This is a genomic window from Bacillus sp. 5RYD7K, assembly GCF_059831465.1.
Genome location: NZ_CP191200.1, coordinates 1,685,144 through 1,707,341 on the forward strand (window position 1 = coordinate 1,685,144; position 22,198 = coordinate 1,707,341).

The window sequence follows — 22,198 nt, forward strand, 5'->3', positions numbered from 1 at the left end:
AAACTTCGGGATATTTTCCCCGCAGGCCATTTTCTGAAAAACAAATAATTGTATAAGACTAATCAATACTTTAGAATAATTGATTATATTCTGGAAAAATTCAGGAGTGGTTATATGAAAACGATCGGCCTTATTGGCGGAATGAGCTGGGAATCTTCGGCTGAATATTATCGAATAATCAATGAAGAGATAAAAAAGAAACTAGGAGGGCTGCATTCTGCAAAATGCGTTTTATACAGTGTTGATTTTAAAGAGATTGAACACTATCAGTCTGAAGGGGCTTGGGATAAGGCGGGTGCAGCTTTGGGGGAAGCTGCGAGATCATTAGAAAAAGCCGGGGCAGATTTTATCATCATATGTACAAATACCATGCATAAAGTGATTGGCTGTATCCAGAAAATGATCACTATCCCTATTTTACAAATTGCAGATGCAACTGCCGATCAAATCACAAGACAAGGTATTCGTTCAGTAGGTTTACTTGGAACGAAGTATACGATGGAACAAGATTTTTATAAATCACGTATTGAGTCTCACAATATTAATGTCATTGTGCCTGCTGATGAGGAAAGAGAAGTAATCAATCATATTATTTATCAGGAGCTGTGTTTAGGCGAAATCAAACAGTCGTCTAAAACCATGTATAAGAAGATTATCAATCATTTGGTGGATCGGGGTGCGGAAGGGATTATTCTCGGATGTACTGAAATTGGATTATTAGTAAAAGCCGAGGATTCTGAAGTGCCATTATTTGATACGGCTTTCATTCATGCACAAACAGCAGTGAATACATCTCTTTCCTTGCAGCTGTGAATGCTGCCATGGAGAAGCCCGCCTCACCGGCGGGCTTTCTTTTTAACTCCCCCTATACACCTGATAACCAAACGGCGACAGCAAAAGCGGGATATGATAATGCGCATCTGAATCTGCAATGTGAAAACGGACGGTGACGATGGTTAAAAACGGCTGATCGGATGCGTTCACGTTTTTACTCGCGAAATAGTCCCCTGCATGAAACTCCATCACATACTCTCCGGACACCAGCTCTTCACCTGCGAGAAGCGGGGCATCGACTCGGCCGTCAGCGTTGGTGTATGCCTCTTTCCTAAAGCCTCCGCCGCCCAGCCGCTTCAATTCAATTTTTACGTTCGCCGCGGGTTTGCCGCAGGTTAAATCTAAGATATGGGTCGTCAGCTTTCCCATCAGGCTTTCAGGCTCCCTAAGGCTTCATCGGCTTTCTGTTTTTCTTTCTCGGCGTCTTCTCTTGTCACGGTAAAACGCTGGAAGCCGAATGGCGGGCGCGGTTCGGTGTAGACTTTTCCTTTGGACCCCGGAATTTCTTCCACGATTGTGTCCCATGTGTGATTTTGAGATTGGAAGCTGACATTAGTGAGCTGCGGGAATCTCGTTAAAATTCTGCAGCCGATATGATAGATTAAATGTTGGATTGAAGGGGTTTCAAGCTCGTGAAACACGGCGCACGCCAAGTCGCGGACTTGTTCAGCGGCGACGTAGCGGGCTGGATCAGAAGCGTATGCGTCATTTGTGTTTTCGTAATGCCAGCCGATGTTTAGGTGGACAAACAGCGGACGGTTGCCGTCTTCGGGGAGAGTCGTATATTCGTCGCGAATAAAGCCGACGAAAGAGTTGCCGCTCACCTTGACGAGCTGAAGATCCATCATTTCGCTGTACTGCTCTATAATCGTTATGGTCTCTCCTGTTCGTTCCGCTTTCAGCACAGACCGGGCCCGTTCATTGCGCGATCTTCTGAAAACGAGCCGGCTTGTGCGGAGCTCCTGCGCCTCGTATGCGGGCATTGCTTCAAATGGAATCTCTTCGCCCGTCAGAGTAATCGTGTCCATATGAGAATACGTATTTAAAAATCGGTGAGCCACATCGTGTAAGAACCCCTCAATTGTTGTCCCTTCATAGGAAGCGAAATGGCGCTGAATAAAGTTTTTCATTGAATCCGTCGCCACGACGAGGGTGTTATCCCCGTCTATAAATGACGGCAGGAATGCGTCTCCGCCAATTTCGCATGTCACATCAACGCCGACAACGGTATTGTCTCTCCCTGAAAAAGATGACTCTGGGATTTGCTTTACTCCTGTGAGCGGCTTTAAAAACGTTCGGTAGGCAAATACATTTCCTTTGCCGTAAGACATGGTTCTTTTCATTTGCGTCTCTCCTTTTTCAGTTATGATGTCCGCCAGCCGAAAGCGGGCGATGCGGTAAATTTCGATAAGAGCTTGCTGGAACTCGGTTTCCTGTTCGTTCTCAAGCCTTTTCACTAGGGCCCGGTGAATGTCCTGTTTCGTCTTTCCCTTTACCGCTAAAATAAAAGGAAAGCCGAAGCGTTCATGATAATGTTCATTCAGCTTGAGAAATTCCTCGTATTCCTCTTGTTCAAGTTTGCTGAGCCCTGCGTTCTGCTGCTCTCTTACCGAATCAGCGCTCATTGTGTTCTTTGTTCCGAGCCTGGGATGCTTGTTGATTAAATCAAGCTGCGTCTGGCGGTCCGCGGCTTTTACAATGCCGGCCATTTTGCGGTGAAGGTCAGAAAGGGAAGAAAACGGGCGTAATTCCGCCGCTTCCTCCGCAATCCATGAAGAGCGTTCGAAAATAGATCCCAGCGTGTCTGCCAGAGTGTGTTTGTCCATTTGATTCAGGTCATCCATAGTGAACATTGGCATCTTCCTTTACGTTTTTATTTCAGCGTGATCCGGCTGTTTGGTATGAAAAAAAGCGTGCAATGCAATTGCCGTCAAACTGCCGATCACAATTCCGCTTCCTGCTAAAACTGAAGCCGCTCCCGGAAGAGAGGAAAACAACTCGGGAACTGTCGTTGCGCCAAGCCCTAAGCTGACGGAAGCGGCGATAATCAGCAGATTGCCTTGCGAGTCGAGATCAACGCTGGAAAGCATTTTGATCCCGTAAGAAATGACCATGCCGAACATGACGATCATCGCGCCGCCGAGAACGGGGGTTGGAATCACTGTTGTCAGTGCAGCTGCTTTTGGAACCAGTCCGATTGCCATCAGCATCATTCCCGTGACGGCGATGACGTTAACACTTTTCATTTTTGACAGCTGGACAATACCGACATTTTGCGAGAAAGCTGTGTAGGGAAACGCGTTAAATAAGCCGCCAAGCACGATCGCAAGGCCTTCCGCCCGGTAGCCCTTTTCCAGATCCTTCTCCGACAGCCTGCGATTTGTGATATCGGCAAGCGCAAAGTAAACACCTGTTGATTCGACCAGACTGACAATCGCAACGAGAAGCATCGTCACAATAGCCGGCAGTTCAAAGGTCGGCATGCCGAAATAAAACAGAGACGGAATATGAAGCCAGGACGCCTCCATGACATCAGAAAAATCGACCTTTCCCATGAAGAATGCGGCCGCTGTACCTGCGATAAGGCCGAGCAAAACCACAATGGAGCGGATAAAGCCTTTAAAGAAATAAAACAGCAATAAGATAAAAGCCGTGACGCCAAACCCGAGAAGCACGTTGTCCAATGAGCCGAAGTCTTTGCTTCCATCGCCTCCGGCCAGGTTATTCATTGCCGTCGGAATCAGGCTGATGCCGATGATCATGACGACTGAGCCGGTCACGACAGGCGGAAAAAAGCGGACAAGCTTTCCGAAGAAGCCCGCGGCTAAGACGATAATCAGCCCTGCGGCAATAATGGCGCCATAGATCGCTGAGACACCGTATGTGCTGCCGATGGAAATCATCGGGCCGACCGCGGTAAACGTACATCCGAGCACAACGGGGAGGCCGATGCCGAAAAACCGGTTTTTCCATAGCTGCAAAAGAGTCGCCGCCCCGCACATGAACAAATCGATCGCGATTAAATATGTCAGCTGCCCCGCATTCAGCCCGATCGCCGCTCCGACGATCAGCGGAACGAGAATGGCTCCCGCATACATGGCAAGCATATGCTGAAGTCCGAGCATCACCAGCTGAAAGGCATTTTGCTGTTTCTGCATCTTTTTTACACCTCTTTTTCTAATGCGAGTGTATGATCTAATGCCGGAAGTTCGGTTTTCTGTGTTGTTTTTTCTTTTTTGCCGCGCAGGCTGAAAAATAGATTCAAAAAGATGGCGGTCAGGCTGCCGGTGATGGTGCCGTCACTGACCAGAATTCTGATTGGAGCGGGGAATTCAGCAAAAATCCCGGGGACCGTGCTGGCGCCGATGCCGAGTGCGATTGAGCATGCGATGGTCAAGAGGTGGTATTGGTTTTTGAGATCCGCTGTGCTGAGAATTTTAACGCCTGAGGCAATCACCATGCCGAACATGACAACGGTTGCGCCGCCAAGTACAGCAGCAGGAACGGCAGAAGCAAGGGCGGCAATCTTCGGTATCAGGCCGAGACAGACAAGGATACAGCCTGCGGTAACGACGATATTTCTTGTTTTGACTTTCGTCAGCTGCAATAAGCCGGCGTTTTGCGCAAAGGTGTTATAAGGAAAGGCGTTGAACAGCCCGCCGATAAGAATAGCGATTCCCTCTGCCCGGTAGCCTTTGACAAGATCTTTTTCGGTTAAAGATCTGCCGCATATCTTGCCGATTGCGTAGAAAACGCCGGTTGATTCGACGATAATGACCATTCCGACGAGCAGCATCGTTAAGATTGGTCCGATTTCAAATGAAGGGGCTCCGAAATAAAACGGTTTCGGGATTTGGAAGAACGGGGCTTCAGCAGCAGCAGAAAAGCTGACTTTGCCCATGAGCGCCGCTGCCGTTGTTCCGGCGGCGATTCCGATCAGAACAGACAGCGTTCGGGCAAACCCTTTGAGAAAGCGGTTGAGGACTAGGATCAGAACAAGAACGCCGACAGAGAGAAGAAGGTTTTCGAGCGAACCGTATTCGGGGTTGGCGCCGCCGTTTATTTTTTCGCCGCCGGCCATATTTTTCACACCTGCCGGAACAAGTGAAAGGCCGATTAAGGTCACAACGGTTCCTGTTACGACAGGAGGGAATAACACGGTCAGCTTGCCGAAAAAACGCGCAAACAAAAAGATGAATACACCGGCTGTAATGATGGAACCGTAAACCGCGTGAATGCCGTAATTGGCGCCGATAGCGATCATCGGAGTGACGGCCACAAACGAACTGCCCAGCATGACGGGAAGCCCGATGCCGATGTGTGCGCCGCGCAAGGTTTGCAAAAGCGTCGCGACGCCGCACGTTAACAGGTCAATCGCTAACAGGTAAGACAGCTGTTCAGAGGTTACATTCAGCGCCCTGCCGACAAGCAGGGGCACTAAAATCGCACCTGCATACATGGCCAGTACATGCTGAAGGCCAAGAGAAAACACCGCAAACGATCTTTGTTTCAACATAGTCCCTCCTTGTATGTAAACTTTAGTAACATGATAGCGTGCTGATTTTTGGGTGTCATTGGGTACAGTAGCTGAAAAAGACAGGCATTATTGCTGGAAGTGACGAAAAACGGTTTAGTTTGTAAGATTATGTGACAGATGCTAGCTGATCAGCCGCTGCATCCGTAAGGCCAGCCGCAAACGCATCGTCGTTTCAGGATCTTTTAAGCTTTTGCCCAGCAGATCCTCACATTTTTCAAGGCGGTAGATGACCGTATTGCGATGAACGTACAGGCGCTTTGCCGTCTCGGAGATTTGGCAGTGTGTTTCTAAATAGACGGACAGCGTATGAAGCAGGCTTTGATCCTCCTGCTGTTTTTCAGCGAGGCTTTGAAGCGTGGAACTGTAAAACTTCTTCAAATCCTCAACCGGAAGCAGGCGGAGAAGCTCGGGCACATCTTTCGCGTGATACACCTGGATAAACTCCGTGCTTCTTGACAAATGCCCAGAGTGCAGAGCATCAGAAGCCTCTGTGAAAGCGTCGGGAACGTCAATAAGCTTTTGGCATATATTGCTGATGCCAAAGGACACCGTCCGCTTAAACTGAGCTCTGACCTGTGTTTGGAACTGCTCCAAAAAGCTGATCACCGAGGCGTGCATTTCATTCCAGCTGTCTGTCGCTTCTATCAGAATAATGCCGACATTTCCTTTTATAAAAAGGTGGGGCGGAAACGGGAAGGCTGATAATTCACCTTCAAGAAAGTCGAAGACACCGTCGGAGGCGAGCTGATTTTCTGTGAAGCTGATCGAATCGTTATTCCGGTCGAGTTTGCCGGCGATGCACATGTATTTTTGATCCCAGCGCAGCTTGAATTCCTTCGCCCGGTTTTTGATTTCATCGTCTGAAGAAAATGTGCGCTCAATAAAATTGCTGAAAAACTCATTGCGCGCACGCCTGCTGAATTGCTTCAGCGCATTTTCCTTCAGCAGTTCAAAGGATATCACGTTGGCCGCTTGCTCAATGGTGAGAATCAATCCTTTGTCGCCGGCCTGCACCATGTCCGGTATCAGCAGGAAGCCGCAGTTTTTTTCATGATTATAAATAGGAAGGACGGAATATGTTTTCTGATCGGAGATTGCGGAAAAACAAGTGAAAAACGGCCCGGATACGGTGTTCAGGACTCTTTTTAGCTTTTCGGTCTCAATTGAGATCTGATGGGACGCAGACAGCATTTTGGCATGCTGGTCCAGAAGCAGCACGGGTATCTGAAGCAGGTCTGAGACCTTTTTGAGGAGAGATTGCAGCCCTTTTCCGCTCATAATGTGGTTTGTGAATTTTTTGTGCGCGTAAATGGCTTGCTGAAGCTCGTTGGAACGCATATCGAGAATACGGCTGAGTGTTGCATTCACAATATCGCCGAGACGGATGTGTTCCGGAAGCTCAATGATCGGAAACGCGTATGAATCGGCCAATTCGATGATTTCTTTCGGGATATCCTCCAAGTAGCGCTTTGTTTTAATGCCGAGACCCGCGCAGCCGCGTTTTGCCATTTGCCGAATCAATTCAGATAACTGGTCGGGGTGATCCTTCAGGTGATACGCGGTGGTGACGAGCAATTCATTCTTATGCAGGAAGTCTGCAATATCCGGTGCGTCCATCATATTGACATGCTGTACCTCTCTTTCACCTCCTGCTTTTCCAGCGATTAAATGGGCGTTTTCAAAAGCCGGTATTCTCATCACATCAAAAATATTCATAGCGCATTCTCCTTTTCTATAAAAATATTGGTTAAGATGAATAATTTTCAATAGGAATTCTAGCGGTTTTGCTGATGTAATACGATTATAGTAGCAGTAAACTGTTGAAAATAGAATGGATTGTGTTACATAAACTGACATGAAAAATCGTCAACCTGACATGGGGGGATCGGTATGGCTTACGATATGGTGATAAAAGGTGCGAAGGCAGTTACGCCAGATGGTGTGAAGGAAGTTGATATCGCAGTTCAAAACGGTATCATTGCCGAGGTTGGTTCTGTCATTGAAACAAGCGGGGCAGAAATCATCCAAGCAGACGGAAAGTACGTGTTTCCCGGTGCGATAGACTGCCATGTTCATTTCAATGAACCGGGCAGAGAGGACTGGGAGGGGATTGAAACAGGCTCTCAAATGATGGCGGCAGGCGGCTGCACCACCTATTTTGATATGCCGCTCAATTGCATCCCATCAACCGTGACGGCAGAGCATCTACACGCAAAAGCTGAACTCGGAAGGCAAAAATCAGCCGTGGATTTTGCGCTATGGGGCGGACTTGTGCCCGGCCATATCGAGGACATCCGCCCGATGGCTGAAGCGGGAGCGATCGGATTTAAAGCATTTTTATCAAGATCAGGCACAGACGAGTTCCGCTCTGTTGATGAACGGACATTGCTCAAAGGCATGGCAGAAATCGCTGCAACAGGGAAAATCCTCGCTCTTCACGCGGAAAGCGACGCGATCACAAGTTATTTGCAGATGGTTTTGGCCAATGAAGGAAAGGTGGATGCGGATGCGTACGCCGCCTCCCGCCCGGAGGAAGCCGAAGCTGAAGCGGTATATCGCACCATTCAGTATGCGAGGGTGACAGGCTGCCCGGTTCATTTTGTTCATATCAGCACGGCGAAAGCGGTTCGGCTGATCAGAGAGGCGAAACAGGAAGGGCTCGATGTTTCAGTCGAAACATGCCCGCATTATGTCTTGTTCAGCCATGACGATTTACGGGAAAAGGGCTCTGTCGCAAAATGCGCGCCTCCGCTCCGGCCGCGAAAGTCGCAGGAAGCGCTGATCGAGGCGCTCATTGCGGGGCACATTGACATGGTTTCCTCAGACCATTCCCCTTGCCGTCCATCCTTGAAGCGGGAGGATAATCTGTTTTTATCATGGGGCGGAATCAGCGGCGGGCAGTTTACTTTATTAGGGATGCTGGAACTCGCGCTTGAGCATCAGATTCCGTTTGAAACCATCGCTGAATGGACAGCGGCGGCACCTGCGCGACGATTCGGCCTTCAGAAAAAAGGGCGCCTTGAGGAGGGGTGTGATGCGGATTTTGTGCTTGTCAGCATGGAGCCGTACACTGTCACAAGAGAATCGATGTTTCAAAAGCATAAGCTAAGCCTTTACGAAGGACATACCTTTCCCTCCCGCATTTCGGCTACATACAGCAAAGGCCGATGCGTGTACAGTGACGGGAAGAAAGCAGAAGAAGGCATTGACGGAGCGCTGGTCGTTCCTTCGTAAGCCCGGCGGATTTTACCGCCGGGTTTTTTTTTGATTTCCGCCCTGCTTGTTTTTAAAATTTCATCAACGTGGTATCTTTTTATAAAAAGGAGTAAAACACATTGTATGATCAAATCTTGAACATATTAACGGCATCCTGGTCGCGGCAGTCCAGTACAAAATGGACGGAAGAATGCCCGGCCAAAGGCCAGTGCGGCGTGACGGCTTTAGTCATCCAAGATGTTTACGGCGGTGACATTCTCAAAACAAAAACCGGCACAAGCTGGCATTTTTATAACCGAATAGAAGGGGAGATATATGATTTCACGAGGGGACAGTTTTCGGAGCCGGTCGTCTATCAGCATATCCCTTCTACCAGAAGTGAGGCATTTTCGGACACCAATGAACATCAATACCGGTATCTGAAAAGTGCATTCAGACAAAACATGGAGACGGAAAGAGAAAAACACCTGTGATAAACTAGAGTGAGAGGTGAAGGAATGTGATTTATATCGGACTGACGGGTTGGGGGGATCATGACAGCATCTATCCGCCTAAAACGGCGGGACCGCAAAAACTGCAGGCGTATTCCTCTCATTTTCCCATCGTTGAGCTGGACGCGAGCTTTTACGCGATACAGCCCGCCCGCAATAACGAGAGGTGGGTCAAAGAGACGCCGGAAACTTTTCAATTTATCATCAAAGCATATCAAGGGATGACGGGCCATCAGCGCGGCGATATTCCTTTTGAAACGAAGGAAGAGATGTTTGAAGCGTTTAAGCTGTCATTGACGCCGTATATAGAGCATGGAAAGCTTGCCATGGTGCTGTTCCAATTCCCGCCGTGGTTTGACTGCAAGAAAGAAAACGTCGCATATTTGAGATGGTGCAGGCAGCAGATGGGTGATATCCCGTGTGCGCTTGAATTCCGCAACAGGTCATGGTTTTCCCCGCCATTTTACGAGCAGACGCTTTCCTTTATGAAGGCGGAAGGCTGGATTCACAGCATATGTGACGAGCCGCAAATCGGCGAGGGCAGCATTCCGGCCGTCCTGAAAGCAACGGATGAAGAAAAAACGCTTGTCCGTTTTCACGGACGGAACAAGCAGGGCTGGATCAAACCTGACGGCGGGCAAAACTGGCGTGAAGTCAGATATTTATACCGCTATAATAAACAGGAGCTCAAAGATTGGAAAAACAATCTTCTGGAGCTGAAAAAGCAGTCGCGCAATCTGTACGTGCTCTTCAATAATAACTCAGGCGGAGACGCCGCCGACAACGGCCTTGAGATGCTTGAAATGCTAGATATACAATATACCGGGCTTGCTCCGAAGCAGCTTGACCTATTCAGCTAGAAAAGAGGTTTCAAGACACATGTCTTATCTTATTTTAATTATATTAGGATTTATCGCGGGAACGGTCGGCAGCCTGATCGGGCTTGGGGGAGGAATTATTATTGTGCCCGCAATGCTCTATTTAAGCACGATGACTCCGTTTTTCCATGACGTAACACCGCAGACTGCCATCGGCACGTCCCTTTTGGTGATTATATTTACGGGTCTGTCATCAACTCTGGCCTATATGAAATATAAAACCGTTGATTACAAAAGCGGGCTGATCTTTTTTATCGGTTCAGGTCCGGGAAGCATCATCGGCGCGTATTTGTCTAAACTCTTTAATGCGCATACGTTTTCCGTCTGGTTCGGACTTTTTATGATCTTGATTTCCATTACATTAATGCTGAGGGCGAAAGCAAAACCGGTCAATAAAGCGCATAAAGGCATGATCCGGACATATGAGGATGAATCGGGTGAGCTTTATACATATTCGTACCGTATGTTTACCGGTATCGCGATTGCCTTTTTTGTCGGCTTATTGGGCGGTCTTTTCGGCATCGGCGGCGGCTCTCTTATGGTTCCGGCCATGATGCTGTTATTTTTGTTCCCGCCGAAAGTGGCTGTGGCCACGTCAATGCTCATTATTTTCTTATCCTCCGTGACAGGTTCCGTGTCACATATCGCAGAGGGCCATGTCAATTGGCTTTATGCGCTGTGCCTTATTCCGGGCGCTTGGTTCGGCGGTAAAATGGGCGCGTGGGTCAACAAGCGGGTGCAGACGAAAACAATCGTGCTTTTCATGCGGCTCGTCTTGATTTTGATCGGCTGTGAATTGATTTATCAAGGGATATTCAGCTAAAAGGTAGGAGAGATGGTATGTTAGAGAAGCTCCGTTTATATCATACGAATGATTTGCACAGCCATTTCGAAAATTGGCCGAAAATCGTACATTATATTGAGCAGAAGAAAAATGAGCATGAAAAAGACGGGGAGGAAACACTCGTTTTCGACATCGGCGACCATATGGACCGATTTCAAATGATAACGGAAGCGACCTTCGGCAAAGCGAATGTCGACTTGTTAAACCGTCTTGAGATTGATGCGGCCGCCGTCGGGAATAATGAAGGAATTACGCTGCCTCATGATGAACTGGCGGATTTATATACTCATGCCGCGTTTCCCGTCATCGTGTCCAACCTGTTTGACGCGGACGGACAGCGGCCGAAATGGGCCGAGCCATACGTGATCAAAACGCTGAAAAACGGGATGACCGCAGGCATACTCGGCGTCACAGTGCCGTATTATCCCGTCTATCAAAAGCTTGGCTGGACGGTGACGGATGCGGAAAAAAGCATTCAAGAATCACTTGACAATATCAAAGGCAAAGCGGATATCATCATTCTGCTTTCGCATTTAGGCTTGATCGATGACCGGGCCGCAGCGGAAAAATTCCCCGATATTGATGTCATTCTTGAATCGCATACGCACCACCTTCTTGAGGACGGCCAGGACATAAACGGCGTATTGCTTGCCTGTGCGGAGAAATACGGGAACTATGTCGGCTGTGTCGAGCTGACGATCGAAAGTGAATCAAGAACCATCGTCAGCAAACAGGCATCTGTGCAGAAAATGGCTGATTGGCACGGTGAATCTGAAGATACAGCGGCTTATCTGAAAGAGAAAGAACGGGAAGCGGAAAACCTGCTCTCCGTACAAGTCGCCGATCTGAATGAAGAAGCCGGCGTGAAGTGGTTTGAAGAATCGCTCCTCCCGCTTCTTTTAGCCGAAGCGCTGAAAAGCTGGTGCGGCTGTGAAGTCAGCATGGTGAATTCAGGCGTCATTTTGGGGCCTTTAAGAAAGGGGCCTGTCACAAAGCTTGATCTGCACCGCATCTGCCCGCATCCGATCAATCCGGTCGCCGTGCGTCTTTCAGGCAGGGAACTTCAAGAAACAATCAGCCAGGCTGCCTCTGAAAAAATGGAGCAGCTGCGGATTAAAGGCCTCGGCTTCCGCGGAGAAGTCATGGGCAGGATGGTATATGCCGGAGCAGAGGTGGAGACTGACATCCTTGAAGACGGGGTGACGCACCTCATCAATGTGAAAGTGAACGGGGAAGAGCTTGATCCGGACCGGATATACTCGGTTGCCGTTCTCGACATGTTCACACTCGGCAAGCTGTTCCCTGAGATCCGTGATTCGAAAGAAAAACAATACTTTATGCCGGAGTTTTTAAGAGATCTGCTCGCCTGGAAGCTTGCGCAGCAGCCGTAATGTCACGCCGGTCCATTTCTGCCGCGGGCACCTGAATGAAGGAAAGCGTGATTTTTTAAGAGCAAAAATAAATTACTATGTCCCCTCTTACAAGCATACATTGTGATATGTAAGGGGGGATTTTTCTTGCCTAGATACCGGAGCACTCTTCGCAAGAGAGGGCCTTTGCCTTTTCGGTATGTGCTTCTTCTGTCGTTTGCTTTTTTTATCATATCGACGGTCATCAGCCTTTGGATGATCAACTCCTCAATCAAACCGGTGCTGATGAACATCGGAGAAATGGAAACAAAACGGGTGGCGACAGAGGTCATTACGGAATCCATTGAAGAATACATGTCTCACAGCGACAATGTGAAAGATATGGTCGATATGAAAACGGATGAAAACGGAAAAGTCACAACGATGGATTTTAATACACAAGTGGTCAACAGCATGAAGGCGAAAGTGACAAAGCAGCTTCAGGCTCATCTGAAGGAAGCGGAGTCGAACAATAAGCAGCATGAAACAGAAAAAGGCGCCAAAACGGCCGATGCAATTATGATTAACATCCCTTTAGGGCAGGTCACGGGAAACAGCATTCTCGGGAATCTCGGGCCAAAAATCCCCGTGCGCTTTAACCTGATCGGTGATGCGTTGACTGATGTGAAAACAAAAATAAAGCCGTACGGCATCAACAATGCCCTGATTGATATCAGTATTTTCGTGGAGATTAAAGTGAAGGTGATTATTCCGTTTGCCAGCAAGACATCAGTCGTGACAAATAATATTCCGGTCTCCATTAAAGCCATTCAAGGAGAGGTGCCGCAGTTTTATAACGGAAGCGGCGGATCAGGTGTGACGCCTTCCGTTCAGCTGCCGAATGAAAAAAAGGAGAAAGACAAATAAAGACACACAGCCGCATTCTCTTCTGGCGGCTGTGTGTTTACTTTTTCCTGCGGATTTCTTTCCGTTCCCATGCCCTTAAATGAGGATACGGGTCAAAAGACCATTCCGACCTGCCGTTATCTTTATACATTCCGTAGTGAAGATGCGGCGGGAATTTTCCCGCAGTGCCGGGCGGGCCGTAGCCGGAGCTTCCGACAGAACCGATCACCTCACCGGGTTTGACGATCTGGCCTTTATGAATGCCTTTGGCAAAGCCGTTCAGGTGAGCGAAGTAGTGATACGTGTTATTGATATCCCTGATGCCGATTCTCCAGCCGCCGAAGCGGTTCCAGCCTTTCATCTCGACAATACCGTAGCAGGTCGATCTGACGGGGAGCCCGTAATGAGCGAACAGATCCGTTCCTTCGTGAATCCGGCGCCCGCCGAACCCCCGCGCGGCTCCCCAAGTGCTGCGGTAGCTGTAATCCGTCTTTACGGGAAGCGGAAAGGCGTGCTCTCCGAGATCAAGGCGGCCGAATGTCTTGAACAGTGTCATGAATTCGGTGATAATGCCGACCGTCTGATCGCGGCGGTAATAATTCCAGAGGCCGATGCGGATATGGTCAAGATCCGTTCCGAATCCCGCTAAGTACTGTGCAAATGTATAAAGGATATCCTCATCATTGCTTACCTCGGCTTTTCCGTCACCGTCGCCGTCCAGGCCGATGCCGTCAAATACTTTAATACTGAGGGGCGCATCGTCCTTAGGATTTGGATTTTCAGGCCCGCTCCACAAATGATCCGGAATATAAATGCTGATGATTCCCGCTTTTTCAGGCAGATCCTTTCGGTTCGAGCGGACATTTTCTTCATATTGATCAACCGCTGCAAGCACATACCAAGGAATCTGCGTGACCGCCTCGGCTTTGCGGTACAATTGCATCCGTCCTTCGTAAACAGGAGCCGATTGTTCTTTTCCGCTAGCAGCCGGACAGAAAACGGATAAAAGGAGAAGAGCAGATAACAGAACTTTCACAACATGATCTCCTTTCAGGATTGAATACAAATAGTTTGCGGCAACAATCCGAGAAAATGTAAGTAATTCTCTTCCCTTGTCGAGAAATTTTTCCTATGTTAAAGTGACTATGAATAGAAATCCGCGAGTTTTATATCCATCGTGAAATAGAAATTTTTCGCACACAAACATGAATAAAGGGATAATGGAGATGATGGGGAAATGGCAAAGAAAGACGAGCATCTGAGAAAGCCGGAATGGCTCAAAATAAAGCTGAACACGAATGAAAACTATACGGGTCTCAAAAAATTAATGCGTGAAAATAATCTGCATACCGTATGTGAAGAAGCAAAATGTCCGAACATCCATGAATGCTGGGCTGTCAGACGTACGGCGACATTCATGATTCTCGGTTCCGTCTGTACGAGAGCATGCCGCTTCTGCGCTGTCAAAACGGGTCTGCCGACTGAGCTGGATCTGCAGGAGCCGGAACGCGTAGCTGATTCGGTTGCGCTGATGAACTTAAAGCACGCCGTCATCACCGCCGTGGCGCGTGATGATCAGAAAGACGGCGGAGCAGGCGTCTTTGCGGAAACGGTCCGGGCGATCCGCAGAAAAAGCCCGTTCACGACGATTGAAGTGCTGCCATCCGATATGGGCGGAAATTACGACAACCTGAAAACATTAATGGATACCCGTCCTGATATTTTGAACCACAACATTGAAACCGTGCGCCGCCTGACACCGAGAGTCCGCGCCCGTGCAACATATGATCGTTCTTTAGAATTCTTGCGACGTGCGAAAGAAATGCAGCCTGACATCCCGACGAAATCAAGCATTATGATCGGTCTCGGCGAAACGAAGGAAGAAATTATTGAAGTGATGGACGACCTGCTTGCGAACAATGTCGACATCATGGCGATCGGCCAATACTTACAGCCATCCAAAAAACATTTAAAAGTTCAAAAATATTATCATCCGGACGAATTTGCGGAACTGAAAGAAATCGCGATGCAAAAAGGCTTCAGCCACTGTGAAGCAGGCCCGCTTGTCCGTTCTTCCTATCATGCGGATGAACAAGTAAACGAAGCATCTAAAAAACGCCAGGCCCAAGCATAATATAAACCGAAAAAACCCAAAACGCCGCAGGTTTTGGGTTTTTTATGATGGAGCCGTTTCAGCCGAAAAAAAGTCATTCTTGAATAAGGACCGTCTGAACCGCTAAACTGGATATAAAAGGGGAAAAATCTTCTCCGCAATCCGAACCGTCTCATTTTGCAATTGATGCACAGAAGTCAATGAATTATGATAGTAAAGAGTGATAAAAGAGGTGAAGACATGATTCTTATTCAAAATGCCGAGTTTGAACTCGTACACGATTTTAAAAACGGCTTTAATGAAGAAGCGTTCAAAGCCCGCTATTCGGACATATTAAATAAATATGATTACATTGTGGGGGACTGGGGATACAGTCAGCTGCGGCTCAAAGGCTTCTTTGATGACCAGAATCAAAAAGCAACCTTTGAAACGAAAATCAGCACATTGGACGAATACATTTACGAATACTGCAATTTCGGCTGCGCGTATTTTGTTCTTAAACGAATCAGAAAATAATTGATGCAGAAGGGGATGCTGTCACGTGTATTTTGTTGACAGAAATAATATCGAACAAACACTCCGTTTTTTTGAGAACCAGCTGGCGCTGTTTGACAGCACGCCGGCTTGGCAGAGCGAGATCGAAAAAAGAGCGCTTGAGCGGATCAGCCATCTTATGATCGAATGCATTCTCGATGTCGGAAATGATATGATTGACGGCTTTATCATGCGCGATCCGGGAAGTTATGACGACATCATGGATATTCTGACGGACGAAAAAGTGGTAGCTGAGGAAGAAGGAAATAAGCTGAAGCAATTGATCTCTTCCAGAAAGCAGCTTGTTCAGGAATATCAGCACGCCGATCATCAGGAGCTGTTTACGCTGATCTCGTCAAACAGAGACGTGCTGAAAGCCTTTCCGGCCCGCGTAAGAACCTACCTTGAAACAGAGTTAGGCCCTGTTTCCGCATTTAAATAACAACAAGTGAGAAAATCCACAGGAGTGTTGAGTATGAAGGATTATAAAGGATATTTGATTGATTTGGACGGCACAATGTACAACGGGACGGAAAAAATCGAAGAAGCGTGTGAATTCGTGAGAACGCTTAAAGCGCGCGGCATTCCGTATTTATTCGTGACGAACAATTCCTCCCGGACGCCGAAGCAGGTGGCGGACAAGCTGATGAGCTTTGACATTCCGGCCTCTGAAGAACAGGTCTTCACAACAAGCATGGCGACTGCGCAGCATATCGCCCAGCAGAAAAAAGATGCGTCGGTGTATGTGATCGGCGAAGAAGGCATCCGCCAGGCCATCGAAGAAAACGGGCTGAGCTTCGGAGAAGAAAACGCGGACTTTGTCGTTGTGGGAATTGACCGCGGCATTACATATGAAAAATTGGCCACGGGATGTCTTGCGATCAGAAACGGCGCCCGGTTTATTTCAACAAACGGCGACGTCGCCATTCCGACTGAAAGAGGGCTTTTGCCGGGGAACGGCTCACTGACATCCGTTTTGACGGTGTCGACAGGCGTCGAGCCTGTCTTTATCGGCAAGCCGGAATCCATTATTATGGAACAGGCGATGCGTGTGCTCGGAACGGATATTTCCGAAACACTCATGGTCGGCGATAACTATGCAACGGATATTATGGCCGGCATCAATGCGGGCATGGATACGCTGCTCGTTCATACCGGAGTGACAAAGCGTGAGCATATGGCCGGTTACGATCAGAAGCCGACATATGCGATTGACTCTTTAACTGAATGGATTGAACATCTATAAAAAAGGGACGGCCATGACGGCCGTCCTTATTCTGTATTTCTGGCGCTGTGGGCAAGCCGGCTTGAAGCCGCTGCTGCGATTGCGCCGACAATATCATCAAGAAACGTATGGCATTCGCCTGTTGATTTATCATTTAACCGCCCGAGAATGCCGGGTTTTTCTTTGTCAATATAACCGTAATTCGTAAAGCCGATCGAGCCGTATATATTCACGATAGAGAAGGCGAGCACTTCGTCAACCCCATACAGGCTTTCATCAATCGCTAAAATGGTCTGAAGCGGTTCAGACAGCTTTTTTTGTTCGGCGAGCACATCTAATTCGATTCCCGTTAAAATCGCGTTTTGCACCTCGCGTTTCGCGATGACGCGGTCCACATTGAGCCTGCATACCTCCATCGTCAAATCAGGATGATATTTTTTCTGAAGGAAATACACAAGCTCGGCAATATCGTCCGTCTCAACTCCCCGTTCTTGTAAACGCGCTCTGGCGACAGCTTCCACCTGATTCAGTTGTTCCTTTTCTGACATTTGCTTCACCCAATCTTTTTTTACTAGTTTATACAACATCCTTCCGATGTGTACGATGTTTCTCCTCTTCATCCAAAGGAATACAATATGTATTCATAATTCCGCCGGCGTATGACTACGATGTGAATAGCTCTAATTTTTCAGGCAGGTGATTATGATGAAAAGCATCATTAAAGAAAAATACGGCATCCATGTCAGACAGCTTTCCGTTTATCAGAAATACCAATGCTTCCAGACGCCTAATTCCTTCTTTCTTATTATTCCCGTCTCCGGCTTTTCGCAATCAGAGCTGACGGAGCTTTATTACATGAGTCAGTATTTACAAGAACAAAGTGACCCATACGTTTCAGTGTTTATCTTTACGAAGGAAGGAGAACTGACCTTTGAGGACGAAGGCAAAACATATGCGCTCTTAAAAGCGCCGATTCCCGTCTCAAACCGGTCGTTTTCTGTCGGAGGGGAGCTTGCTGAATTCCACAGAAAAGGGCGGGGTTTTCCTTATGAAGTGAAAGAAGCGGGCAGAATCGGCCAATGGAAGGACTTATGGGGAAAACGGGTGGATCAGCTGGAATCATTTTGGATGCAGAAAATTCATATGTCTCCGCTTGAACCGTTCGAAAAGAAAATGATCGAAGCATTTCCTTATTATTCAGGCTTAGCGGAAAATGCCATTCAATATTTAGTGGATACGGAGCTGGATGACAATCCCGGCGCTGAAGACTCGGGGACGATCTGCCATCAGCGGATGGAGCGGGATACCTGGTCGGCTGATTCATTGATCCGTATTCCGGGAGATTGGGTATTCGATCATGCAGCCCGTGATATTGCGGAATATATGCGCAGCACGTATTTGTATCATCGTGACGACTTGCTCAATGACGGGTTTTTATTTTTGCAGGAATATGAGCAAGTTACGCCGTTATCCTCCTTTTCTAAACGCCTGTTTTACAGCCGCCTGCTGTTTCCGCTCCATTTTTTCGAGACGGTGGAGAGCTATTACATCTCTCATGAGTCTGAAAAGCATTTTTACGAAGAGCAGCTGGACTACATTCTTGCCGACTGCACCCGTTATGAACAGTTTTTGCAGACATGTCACGACATGCTGAATGTCAGAGCGGCGCAGGTTTTTGTCCCGCCTGTCGCCTGGCTCGGAAAAGGAAGCATTTCGTAAGAAAATATAACGCAAAAATATTTAGAAAATAGGGAATCTTGTCATATCAGTGTGTTAAGCGTTTTCATGACTGTGAAATCAATATTCAGCCGCTTGTCAAAACAAAAGCGGGCTTATATAATATTTGTAACTTAAATGTCTGTGAAGGGTTAACAATTGTCCTTTTCAAGTGGACAAAAGGAAGAAAGGTGGAGTTTCTCTTTGGAAGCAATTCGTATTGGACTGTTAGGACTGGGGACCGTGGGAAGCGGTGTCGTCAAAATTATACAAGATCATCAGGATAAGCTTATGCACCAGGTCGGCTGTCCGGTGACGATTAAAAAAGTGCTAGTTAAAGATATTGATAAAAAACGAGATGCAGACCTGCCGAAAGAAGTGCTGACGACGGAGGTCTATGATGTGATCGATGACCCTGAGGTCGACGTGATTATTGAAGTCATCGGCGGTGTCGAACAGACGAAGCAATACCTGCTCGACGCCTTGAAAGCGAAAAAACATGTCGTGACGGCGAATAAAGATCTGATCGCTGTGTACGGCTCAGAGCTTTTAGCCGCCGCAAAGGAAAATGGCTGTGACTTGTATTATGAAGCGAGTGTCGCCGGAGGAATTCCGATTTTACGTACGCTAGAAGACGGGCTTTCCTCTGACCGGATCACAAAAATGATGGGAATCGTCAACGGAACGACGAACTTCATCTTAACGAAAATGATTAAAGAAAAAAGCCCGTATGAAGAAGTGCTGAAGGAAGCGCAGGATCTCGGATTCGCGGAAGCGGACCCGACTGCCGATGTAGAAGGACTCGATGCCGCACGCAAGATGGCGATTTTAGCCCGTCTCGGTTTCTCTATGAATGTCGACTTGGACGATGTCAAAGTAAAAGGGATTTCCCGCATTACGGATGAAGACATCAGCTTCAGCAAACGGCTCGGCTACACAATGAAGCTGATCGGCATCGCCCAGCGTGATGACAATAAAATCGAGGTCAGCGTTCAGCCGACACTGCTCCCTGATCATCATCCGCTCGCTGCGGTGCATAACGAGTTTAATGCCGTTTACGTATACGGAGAAGCTGTCGGAGAAACGATGTTTTACGGCCCCGGCGCCGGAAGCATGCCGACTGCGACATCAGTTGTTTCTGATCTGGTCGCGGTTATGAAAAACATGCGTCTCGGCGTAAACGGAAACAGCTTTGTCGCCCCGCAGTATGAAAGAAATCTGAAGCAGCCGTCAGATATCTACGCCCAGCAGTTTTTAAGAATTCACGTCAAAGACCAGGTCGGCTCTTTTTCAATAATCACATCCGCTTTCTCAGAGCGCGGCGTAAGCTTTGAAAAAATTCTGCAGCTGCCGATCAAAGGCCACGATGATCTTGCGGAAATCGTGATTGTCACGCATCATACATCAGAAGAAGATTTCAGCGACATACTGCAAAACTTAAATGATCTCGAAGTCGTACAGGAAGTAAAAAGCACATATCGCGTAGAAGGGAACGGTTGGAGCTAATGTGGAAAGGACTCATCCATCAATATAAAGAATTTCTGCCGGTGACGGAACAAACGCCGGCCCTGACATTGCATGAAGGAAATACGCCGCTGATTCATCTTCCGAAGCTTTCCGAAAAGCTTGGAATTGAGCTGCATGTGAAAACGGAGGGCATTAATCCGACGGGATCTTTTAAAGATCGCGGCATGGTCATGGCGGTCGCCAAAGCGAAAGAAGAAGGCAATGATACCATCATGTGCGCTTCAACAGGCAACACATCCGCGGCGGCTGCGGCATACGCAGCGAGAGCAGGCATGAAATGCATCGTCATCATTCCGGACGGAAAAATCGCCTTCGGAAAGCTTGCGCAGGCCGTCATGTACGGAGCGGAAATCATCGCGATTGACGGAAACTTTGACGACGCGCTGGCCATCGTCCGGTCGATTTGTGAAAAATCTCCGATTGCATTAGTGAATTCGGTAAACCCTTACCGGATTGAAGGGCAGAAAACAGCGGCCTTTGAAGTATGCGAACAGCTCGGCGGAGCGCCGGACATTCTGGCGATCCCGGTAGGAAACGCCGGGAATATTACGGCCTACTGGAAAGGGTTCAAAGAATACCATGAGAAAAACGGCACCGGACTTCCGAAGATGCGCGGTTTTGAGGCGGAAGGTTCTGCGGCCATCGTTCGCGGCGAGGTCATTAAAAATCCCGAAACCGTTGCGACGGCAATCCGAATCGGGAACCCTGCCAGCTGGGACAAAGCCGTGCTTGCAGCGGAAGAGTCAGCCGGAAAAATTGATGAAGTCACAGATGGAGAAATCCTTCACGCTTATCAGCTGATTGCCCGTGAAGAAGGCGTATTTGCCGAGCCAGGCTCCTGTGCATCCATCGCCGGTGTTTTAAAACAGGTGAAATCCGGTGAAATTCCAAAAGGAAGCAAGGTTGTCGCAGTCTTGACCGGAAACGGCCTGAAAGATCCGAACACGGCTGTAGACGTATCTGAGATAAAACCGATCACGCTGCCGACAGATGAAGACAGTATTCTCGAATACTTAAATGGAGCGGCGCGTGTATGAATGAGGCGGAGATGCTGTTTTCCATTACGGTTCCGGGAAGCACCGCCAACTTAGGACCGGGCTTTGATTCCGTCGGGATGGCGCTCAGCAGATATTTGAAGCTTTCGGTTTTCCGAAATGATGAATGGACGTTTTCGGCGGAGACGGAAACTGTCGCGGGCATCCCTCAAGGAACGGACAACCTCATCTATCAAGTCGCCAAACGGACGGCTGACCGCTACCAGAAAGAGCTGCCGCCCGTGCATGTCAAGGTGTGGAGTGACATCCCCCTTGCGCGGGGCCTCGGCAGCAGCGCAGCCGCTATCGTCGCCGCCATTGAGCTTGCAGATGAGTTATGCGGCCTGCAGCTGCCGGAAAGCGACAAGCTGCACTTAGCCAGTCTTGAAGAAGGGCACCCTGATAATGCCGCCGCTTCTCTCGCAGGAGGGCTTGTGATCGGCCTTCATGAAGAAGATGAAACACATATCGTGCGTACTGCCGAAGCGGATATCGACGTTGTTGCGGTTATTCCGTTTTACGAAGTTCTGACCAGGGACGCAAGAGACGTGCTCCCGAAAGAACTGCCGTACCGCGGCGCCGTTAAAGCAAGCGCCGTCAGCAACCTTCTTGTTGCTGCGATCATGTCAAATGACTGGGCGCTCGCGGGGAAAATGATGAGAAAAGATATGCTGCATCAGCCGTACCGCGCCATGCTTGTTCCTGAGCTTTCGAAGGTAGAGCATGCGGCAGAAATGAAAGGCGCTTATGGGACGGCGCTGAGCGGAGCGGGCCCGACGATTCTTGTCCTGACTGCAAAAGGAAAAGGAGAAGAGATGAGAAGCCACCTTTCTCAGCATTTTCCGCACTGTGAGATTGCGTCGCTTACCGTCCCGTCAGAAGGAAGCGTAATCGAACGGAATCCTTTAAAACAAATGAAAAGTGTATAATAGTAAAAAGCGTTCTTCCCATCAGAGAAGGACGCTTTCTTTTTCTGGAGAAGGATTTTTATTTA

22 protein-coding genes are annotated in these 22,198 nt (G+C 48.3%); 15 read left to right on the forward strand and 7 right to left on the reverse strand.

Annotated elements, in window-relative coordinates; translation table 11 throughout:
* Nucleotides 1-114 precede the first annotated feature (114 nt).
* On the forward strand, nt 115-813 hold the full coding sequence (locus ACQE26_RS08385; protein WP_500471251.1) for an aspartate/glutamate racemase family protein: 699 nt from the start codon (nt 115-117) through the stop codon (nt 811-813).
* 42 nt (nt 814-855) lie between these two features.
* Here ACQE26_RS08385 and uraH read toward each other — a convergent pair whose 3' ends face one another.
* The 5 genes from uraH to pucR form a co-directional block, all read right to left on the reverse strand.
* Entirely contained in the window at nt 856-1,203 is a 348-nt protein-coding gene (uraH, locus tag ACQE26_RS08390; protein ID WP_500471252.1) for a hydroxyisourate hydrolase, read from the reverse strand.
* Nucleotides 1,203-2,687 carry a factor-independent urate hydroxylase gene (gene pucL, locus ACQE26_RS08395; RefSeq protein ID WP_500471253.1) on the reverse strand — a complete coding sequence of 495 codons (1,485 nt, stop codon included), beginning with the start codon at nt 2,685-2,687 and terminating at the stop codon, nt 1,203-1,205. The genes uraH and pucL overlap by 1 nt, the downstream gene beginning before the upstream one ends.
* A 12-nt stretch (nt 2,688-2,699) precedes the next feature.
* Entirely contained in the window at nt 2,700-3,992 is a 1,293-nt protein-coding gene (locus tag ACQE26_RS08400; protein ID WP_500471255.1) for a nucleobase:cation symporter-2 family protein, read from the reverse strand.
* A gap of 5 nt (nt 3,993-3,997) precedes the next feature.
* Nucleotides 3,998-5,347, reverse strand: a complete 1,350-nt coding sequence (locus ACQE26_RS08405; protein WP_500471257.1) for a nucleobase:cation symporter-2 family protein — start codon at nt 5,345-5,347, stop codon at nt 3,998-4,000.
* Nucleotides 5,348-5,491: 144 nt separating this feature from the next.
* Complete coding sequence (gene pucR / locus ACQE26_RS08410; protein ID WP_500471258.1) at nt 5,492-7,087, reverse strand: purine catabolism transcriptional regulator PucR; 1,596 nt, start codon at nt 7,085-7,087, stop codon at nt 5,492-5,494.
* Between the two features lie 174 nt (nt 7,088-7,261).
* Between pucR and ACQE26_RS08415 the strand changes: the two genes are divergently transcribed.
* From ACQE26_RS08415 to yunB, 6 genes are all read left to right on the forward strand, one after another.
* The gene (locus ACQE26_RS08415; protein WP_500471259.1) at nt 7,262-8,605 is read left to right on the forward strand and encodes an allantoinase; all 1,344 of its coding nucleotides are present in this window, start codon (nt 7,262-7,264) and stop codon (nt 8,603-8,605) included.
* Nucleotides 8,606-8,706: 101 nt separating this feature from the next.
* Nucleotides 8,707-9,060 carry a YunG family protein gene (locus ACQE26_RS08420; protein ID WP_016938056.1) on the forward strand — a complete coding sequence of 118 codons (354 nt, stop codon included), beginning with the start codon at nt 8,707-8,709 and terminating at the stop codon, nt 9,058-9,060.
* Between the two features lie 26 nt (nt 9,061-9,086).
* A complete protein-coding gene (locus ACQE26_RS08425) occupies nt 9,087-9,938 on the forward strand; it encodes a DUF72 domain-containing protein (RefSeq protein ID WP_438420560.1) in 852 nt (283 codons plus the stop codon).
* 19 nt (nt 9,939-9,957) lie between these two features.
* Nucleotides 9,958-10,779 (forward strand): sulfite exporter TauE/SafE family protein, encoded by an 822-nt coding sequence (locus ACQE26_RS08430; protein ID WP_500471260.1) that lies wholly within the window; start codon nt 9,958-9,960, stop codon nt 10,777-10,779.
* Between the two features lie 17 nt (nt 10,780-10,796).
* Nucleotides 10,797-12,191, forward strand: coding sequence for a bifunctional metallophosphatase/5'-nucleotidase (locus ACQE26_RS08435; protein ID WP_500471261.1), 1,395 nt, complete (start codon nt 10,797-10,799; stop codon nt 12,189-12,191).
* Between the two features lie 126 nt (nt 12,192-12,317).
* The gene (gene yunB / locus ACQE26_RS08440; RefSeq protein ID WP_076982791.1) at nt 12,318-13,076 is read left to right on the forward strand and encodes a sporulation protein YunB; all 759 of its coding nucleotides are present in this window, start codon (nt 12,318-12,320) and stop codon (nt 13,074-13,076) included.
* A 37-nt stretch (nt 13,077-13,113) separates the two neighbouring features.
* On the opposite strand, the gene lytH is transcribed toward yunB, so the two are convergent.
* On the reverse strand, nt 13,114-14,091 hold the full coding sequence (gene lytH, locus ACQE26_RS08445) for an L-Ala--D-Glu endopeptidase (protein WP_500471262.1): 978 nt from the start codon (nt 14,089-14,091) through the stop codon (nt 13,114-13,116).
* A gap of 201 nt (nt 14,092-14,292) precedes the next feature.
* Here lytH and lipA point away from each other — a divergent pair, with 201 nt between their 5' ends.
* From lipA to ACQE26_RS08465, 4 genes are all read left to right on the forward strand, one after another.
* Entirely contained in the window at nt 14,293-15,189 is an 897-nt protein-coding gene (gene lipA, locus ACQE26_RS08450) for a lipoyl synthase (protein WP_003151923.1), read from the forward strand.
* A gap of 219 nt (nt 15,190-15,408) precedes the next feature.
* The gene (locus ACQE26_RS08455; RefSeq protein ID WP_003151928.1) at nt 15,409-15,684 is read left to right on the forward strand and encodes a YutD family protein; all 276 of its coding nucleotides are present in this window, start codon (nt 15,409-15,411) and stop codon (nt 15,682-15,684) included.
* A 25-nt stretch (nt 15,685-15,709) separates the two neighbouring features.
* Complete coding sequence (locus tag ACQE26_RS08460) at nt 15,710-16,144, forward strand: DUF86 domain-containing protein (RefSeq protein WP_045926045.1); 435 nt, start codon at nt 15,710-15,712, stop codon at nt 16,142-16,144.
* 33 nt (nt 16,145-16,177) lie between these two features.
* Nucleotides 16,178-16,948, forward strand: coding sequence for a TIGR01457 family HAD-type hydrolase (locus ACQE26_RS08465; RefSeq protein WP_013353455.1), 771 nt, complete (start codon nt 16,178-16,180; stop codon nt 16,946-16,948).
* A gap of 26 nt (nt 16,949-16,974) precedes the next feature.
* On the opposite strand, the gene ACQE26_RS08470 is transcribed toward ACQE26_RS08465, so the two are convergent.
* Nucleotides 16,975-17,475: a phosphatidylglycerophosphatase A family protein gene (locus ACQE26_RS08470; RefSeq protein ID WP_029575315.1), complete on the reverse strand. Its 501-nt coding sequence runs from the start codon at nt 17,473-17,475 to the stop codon at nt 16,975-16,977.
* Between the two features lie 154 nt (nt 17,476-17,629).
* On the opposite strand from ACQE26_RS08470, the gene cotNH reads away from it, so the two are divergent.
* The 4 genes from cotNH (at nt 17,630) to thrB (ending at nt 22,133) form a co-directional block, all read left to right on the forward strand.
* Nucleotides 17,630-18,646: a spore coat-associated protein CotNH gene (gene cotNH, locus ACQE26_RS08475; protein ID WP_116746224.1), complete on the forward strand. Its 1,017-nt coding sequence runs from the start codon at nt 17,630-17,632 to the stop codon at nt 18,644-18,646.
* Between the two features lie 201 nt (nt 18,647-18,847).
* Entirely contained in the window at nt 18,848-20,149 is a 1,302-nt protein-coding gene (locus tag ACQE26_RS08480; protein ID WP_500471265.1) for a homoserine dehydrogenase, read from the forward strand.
* A complete protein-coding gene (thrC, locus tag ACQE26_RS08485; protein WP_045926048.1) occupies nt 20,149-21,207 on the forward strand; it encodes a threonine synthase in 1,059 nt (352 codons plus the stop codon). Before ACQE26_RS08480 ends, thrC begins: the two co-directional genes overlap by 1 nt.
* Nucleotides 21,204-22,133, forward strand: coding sequence for a homoserine kinase (gene thrB / locus ACQE26_RS08490; RefSeq protein ID WP_500471266.1), 930 nt, complete (start codon nt 21,204-21,206; stop codon nt 22,131-22,133). Before thrC ends, thrB begins: the two co-directional genes overlap by 4 nt.
* Nucleotides 22,134-22,198 lie beyond the last annotated feature (65 nt).

What these genes read in the sequence shown, in the direction of transcription:
- ACQE26_RS08400 (WP_500471255.1), bottom strand. Translation starts at nt 3,992, where the DNA reads ATGCAGAAACAGCAAAATGCCTTTCAGCTGGTGATGCTCGGACTTCAG.
- ACQE26_RS08455 (WP_003151928.1), top strand. Translation starts at nt 15,409, where the DNA reads ATGATTCTTATTCAAAATGCCGAGTTTGAACTCGTACACGATTTTAAA.
- lipA (WP_003151923.1), top strand. Translation starts at nt 14,293, where the DNA reads ATGGCAAAGAAAGACGAGCATCTGAGAAAGCCGGAATGGCTCAAAATA.
- uraH (WP_500471252.1), bottom strand. Translation starts at nt 1,203, where the DNA reads ATGGGAAAGCTGACGACCCATATCTTAGATTTAACCTGCGGCAAACCC.
- ACQE26_RS08430 (WP_500471260.1), top strand. Translation starts at nt 9,958, where the DNA reads ATGTCTTATCTTATTTTAATTATATTAGGATTTATCGCGGGAACGGTC.
- pucL (WP_500471253.1), bottom strand. Translation starts at nt 2,687, where the DNA reads ATGTTCACTATGGATGACCTGAATCAAATGGACAAACACACTCTGGCA.
- pucR (WP_500471258.1), bottom strand. Translation starts at nt 7,087, where the DNA reads ATGAATATTTTTGATGTGATGAGAATACCGGCTTTTGAAAACGCCCAT.
- ACQE26_RS08470 (WP_029575315.1), bottom strand. Translation starts at nt 17,475, where the DNA reads ATGTCAGAAAAGGAACAACTGAATCAGGTGGAAGCTGTCGCCAGAGCG.
- thrC (WP_045926048.1), top strand. Translation starts at nt 20,149, where the DNA reads ATGTGGAAAGGACTCATCCATCAATATAAAGAATTTCTGCCGGTGACG.
- ACQE26_RS08415 (WP_500471259.1), top strand. Translation starts at nt 7,262, where the DNA reads ATGGCTTACGATATGGTGATAAAAGGTGCGAAGGCAGTTACGCCAGAT.
- ACQE26_RS08465 (WP_013353455.1), top strand. Translation starts at nt 16,178, where the DNA reads ATGAAGGATTATAAAGGATATTTGATTGATTTGGACGGCACAATGTAC.
- ACQE26_RS08435 (WP_500471261.1), top strand. Translation starts at nt 10,797, where the DNA reads ATGTTAGAGAAGCTCCGTTTATATCATACGAATGATTTGCACAGCCAT.
- cotNH (WP_116746224.1), top strand. Translation starts at nt 17,630, where the DNA reads ATGATGAAAAGCATCATTAAAGAAAAATACGGCATCCATGTCAGACAG.
- thrB (WP_500471266.1), top strand. Translation starts at nt 21,204, where the DNA reads ATGAATGAGGCGGAGATGCTGTTTTCCATTACGGTTCCGGGAAGCACC.
- ACQE26_RS08385 (WP_500471251.1), top strand. Translation starts at nt 115, where the DNA reads ATGAAAACGATCGGCCTTATTGGCGGAATGAGCTGGGAATCTTCGGCT.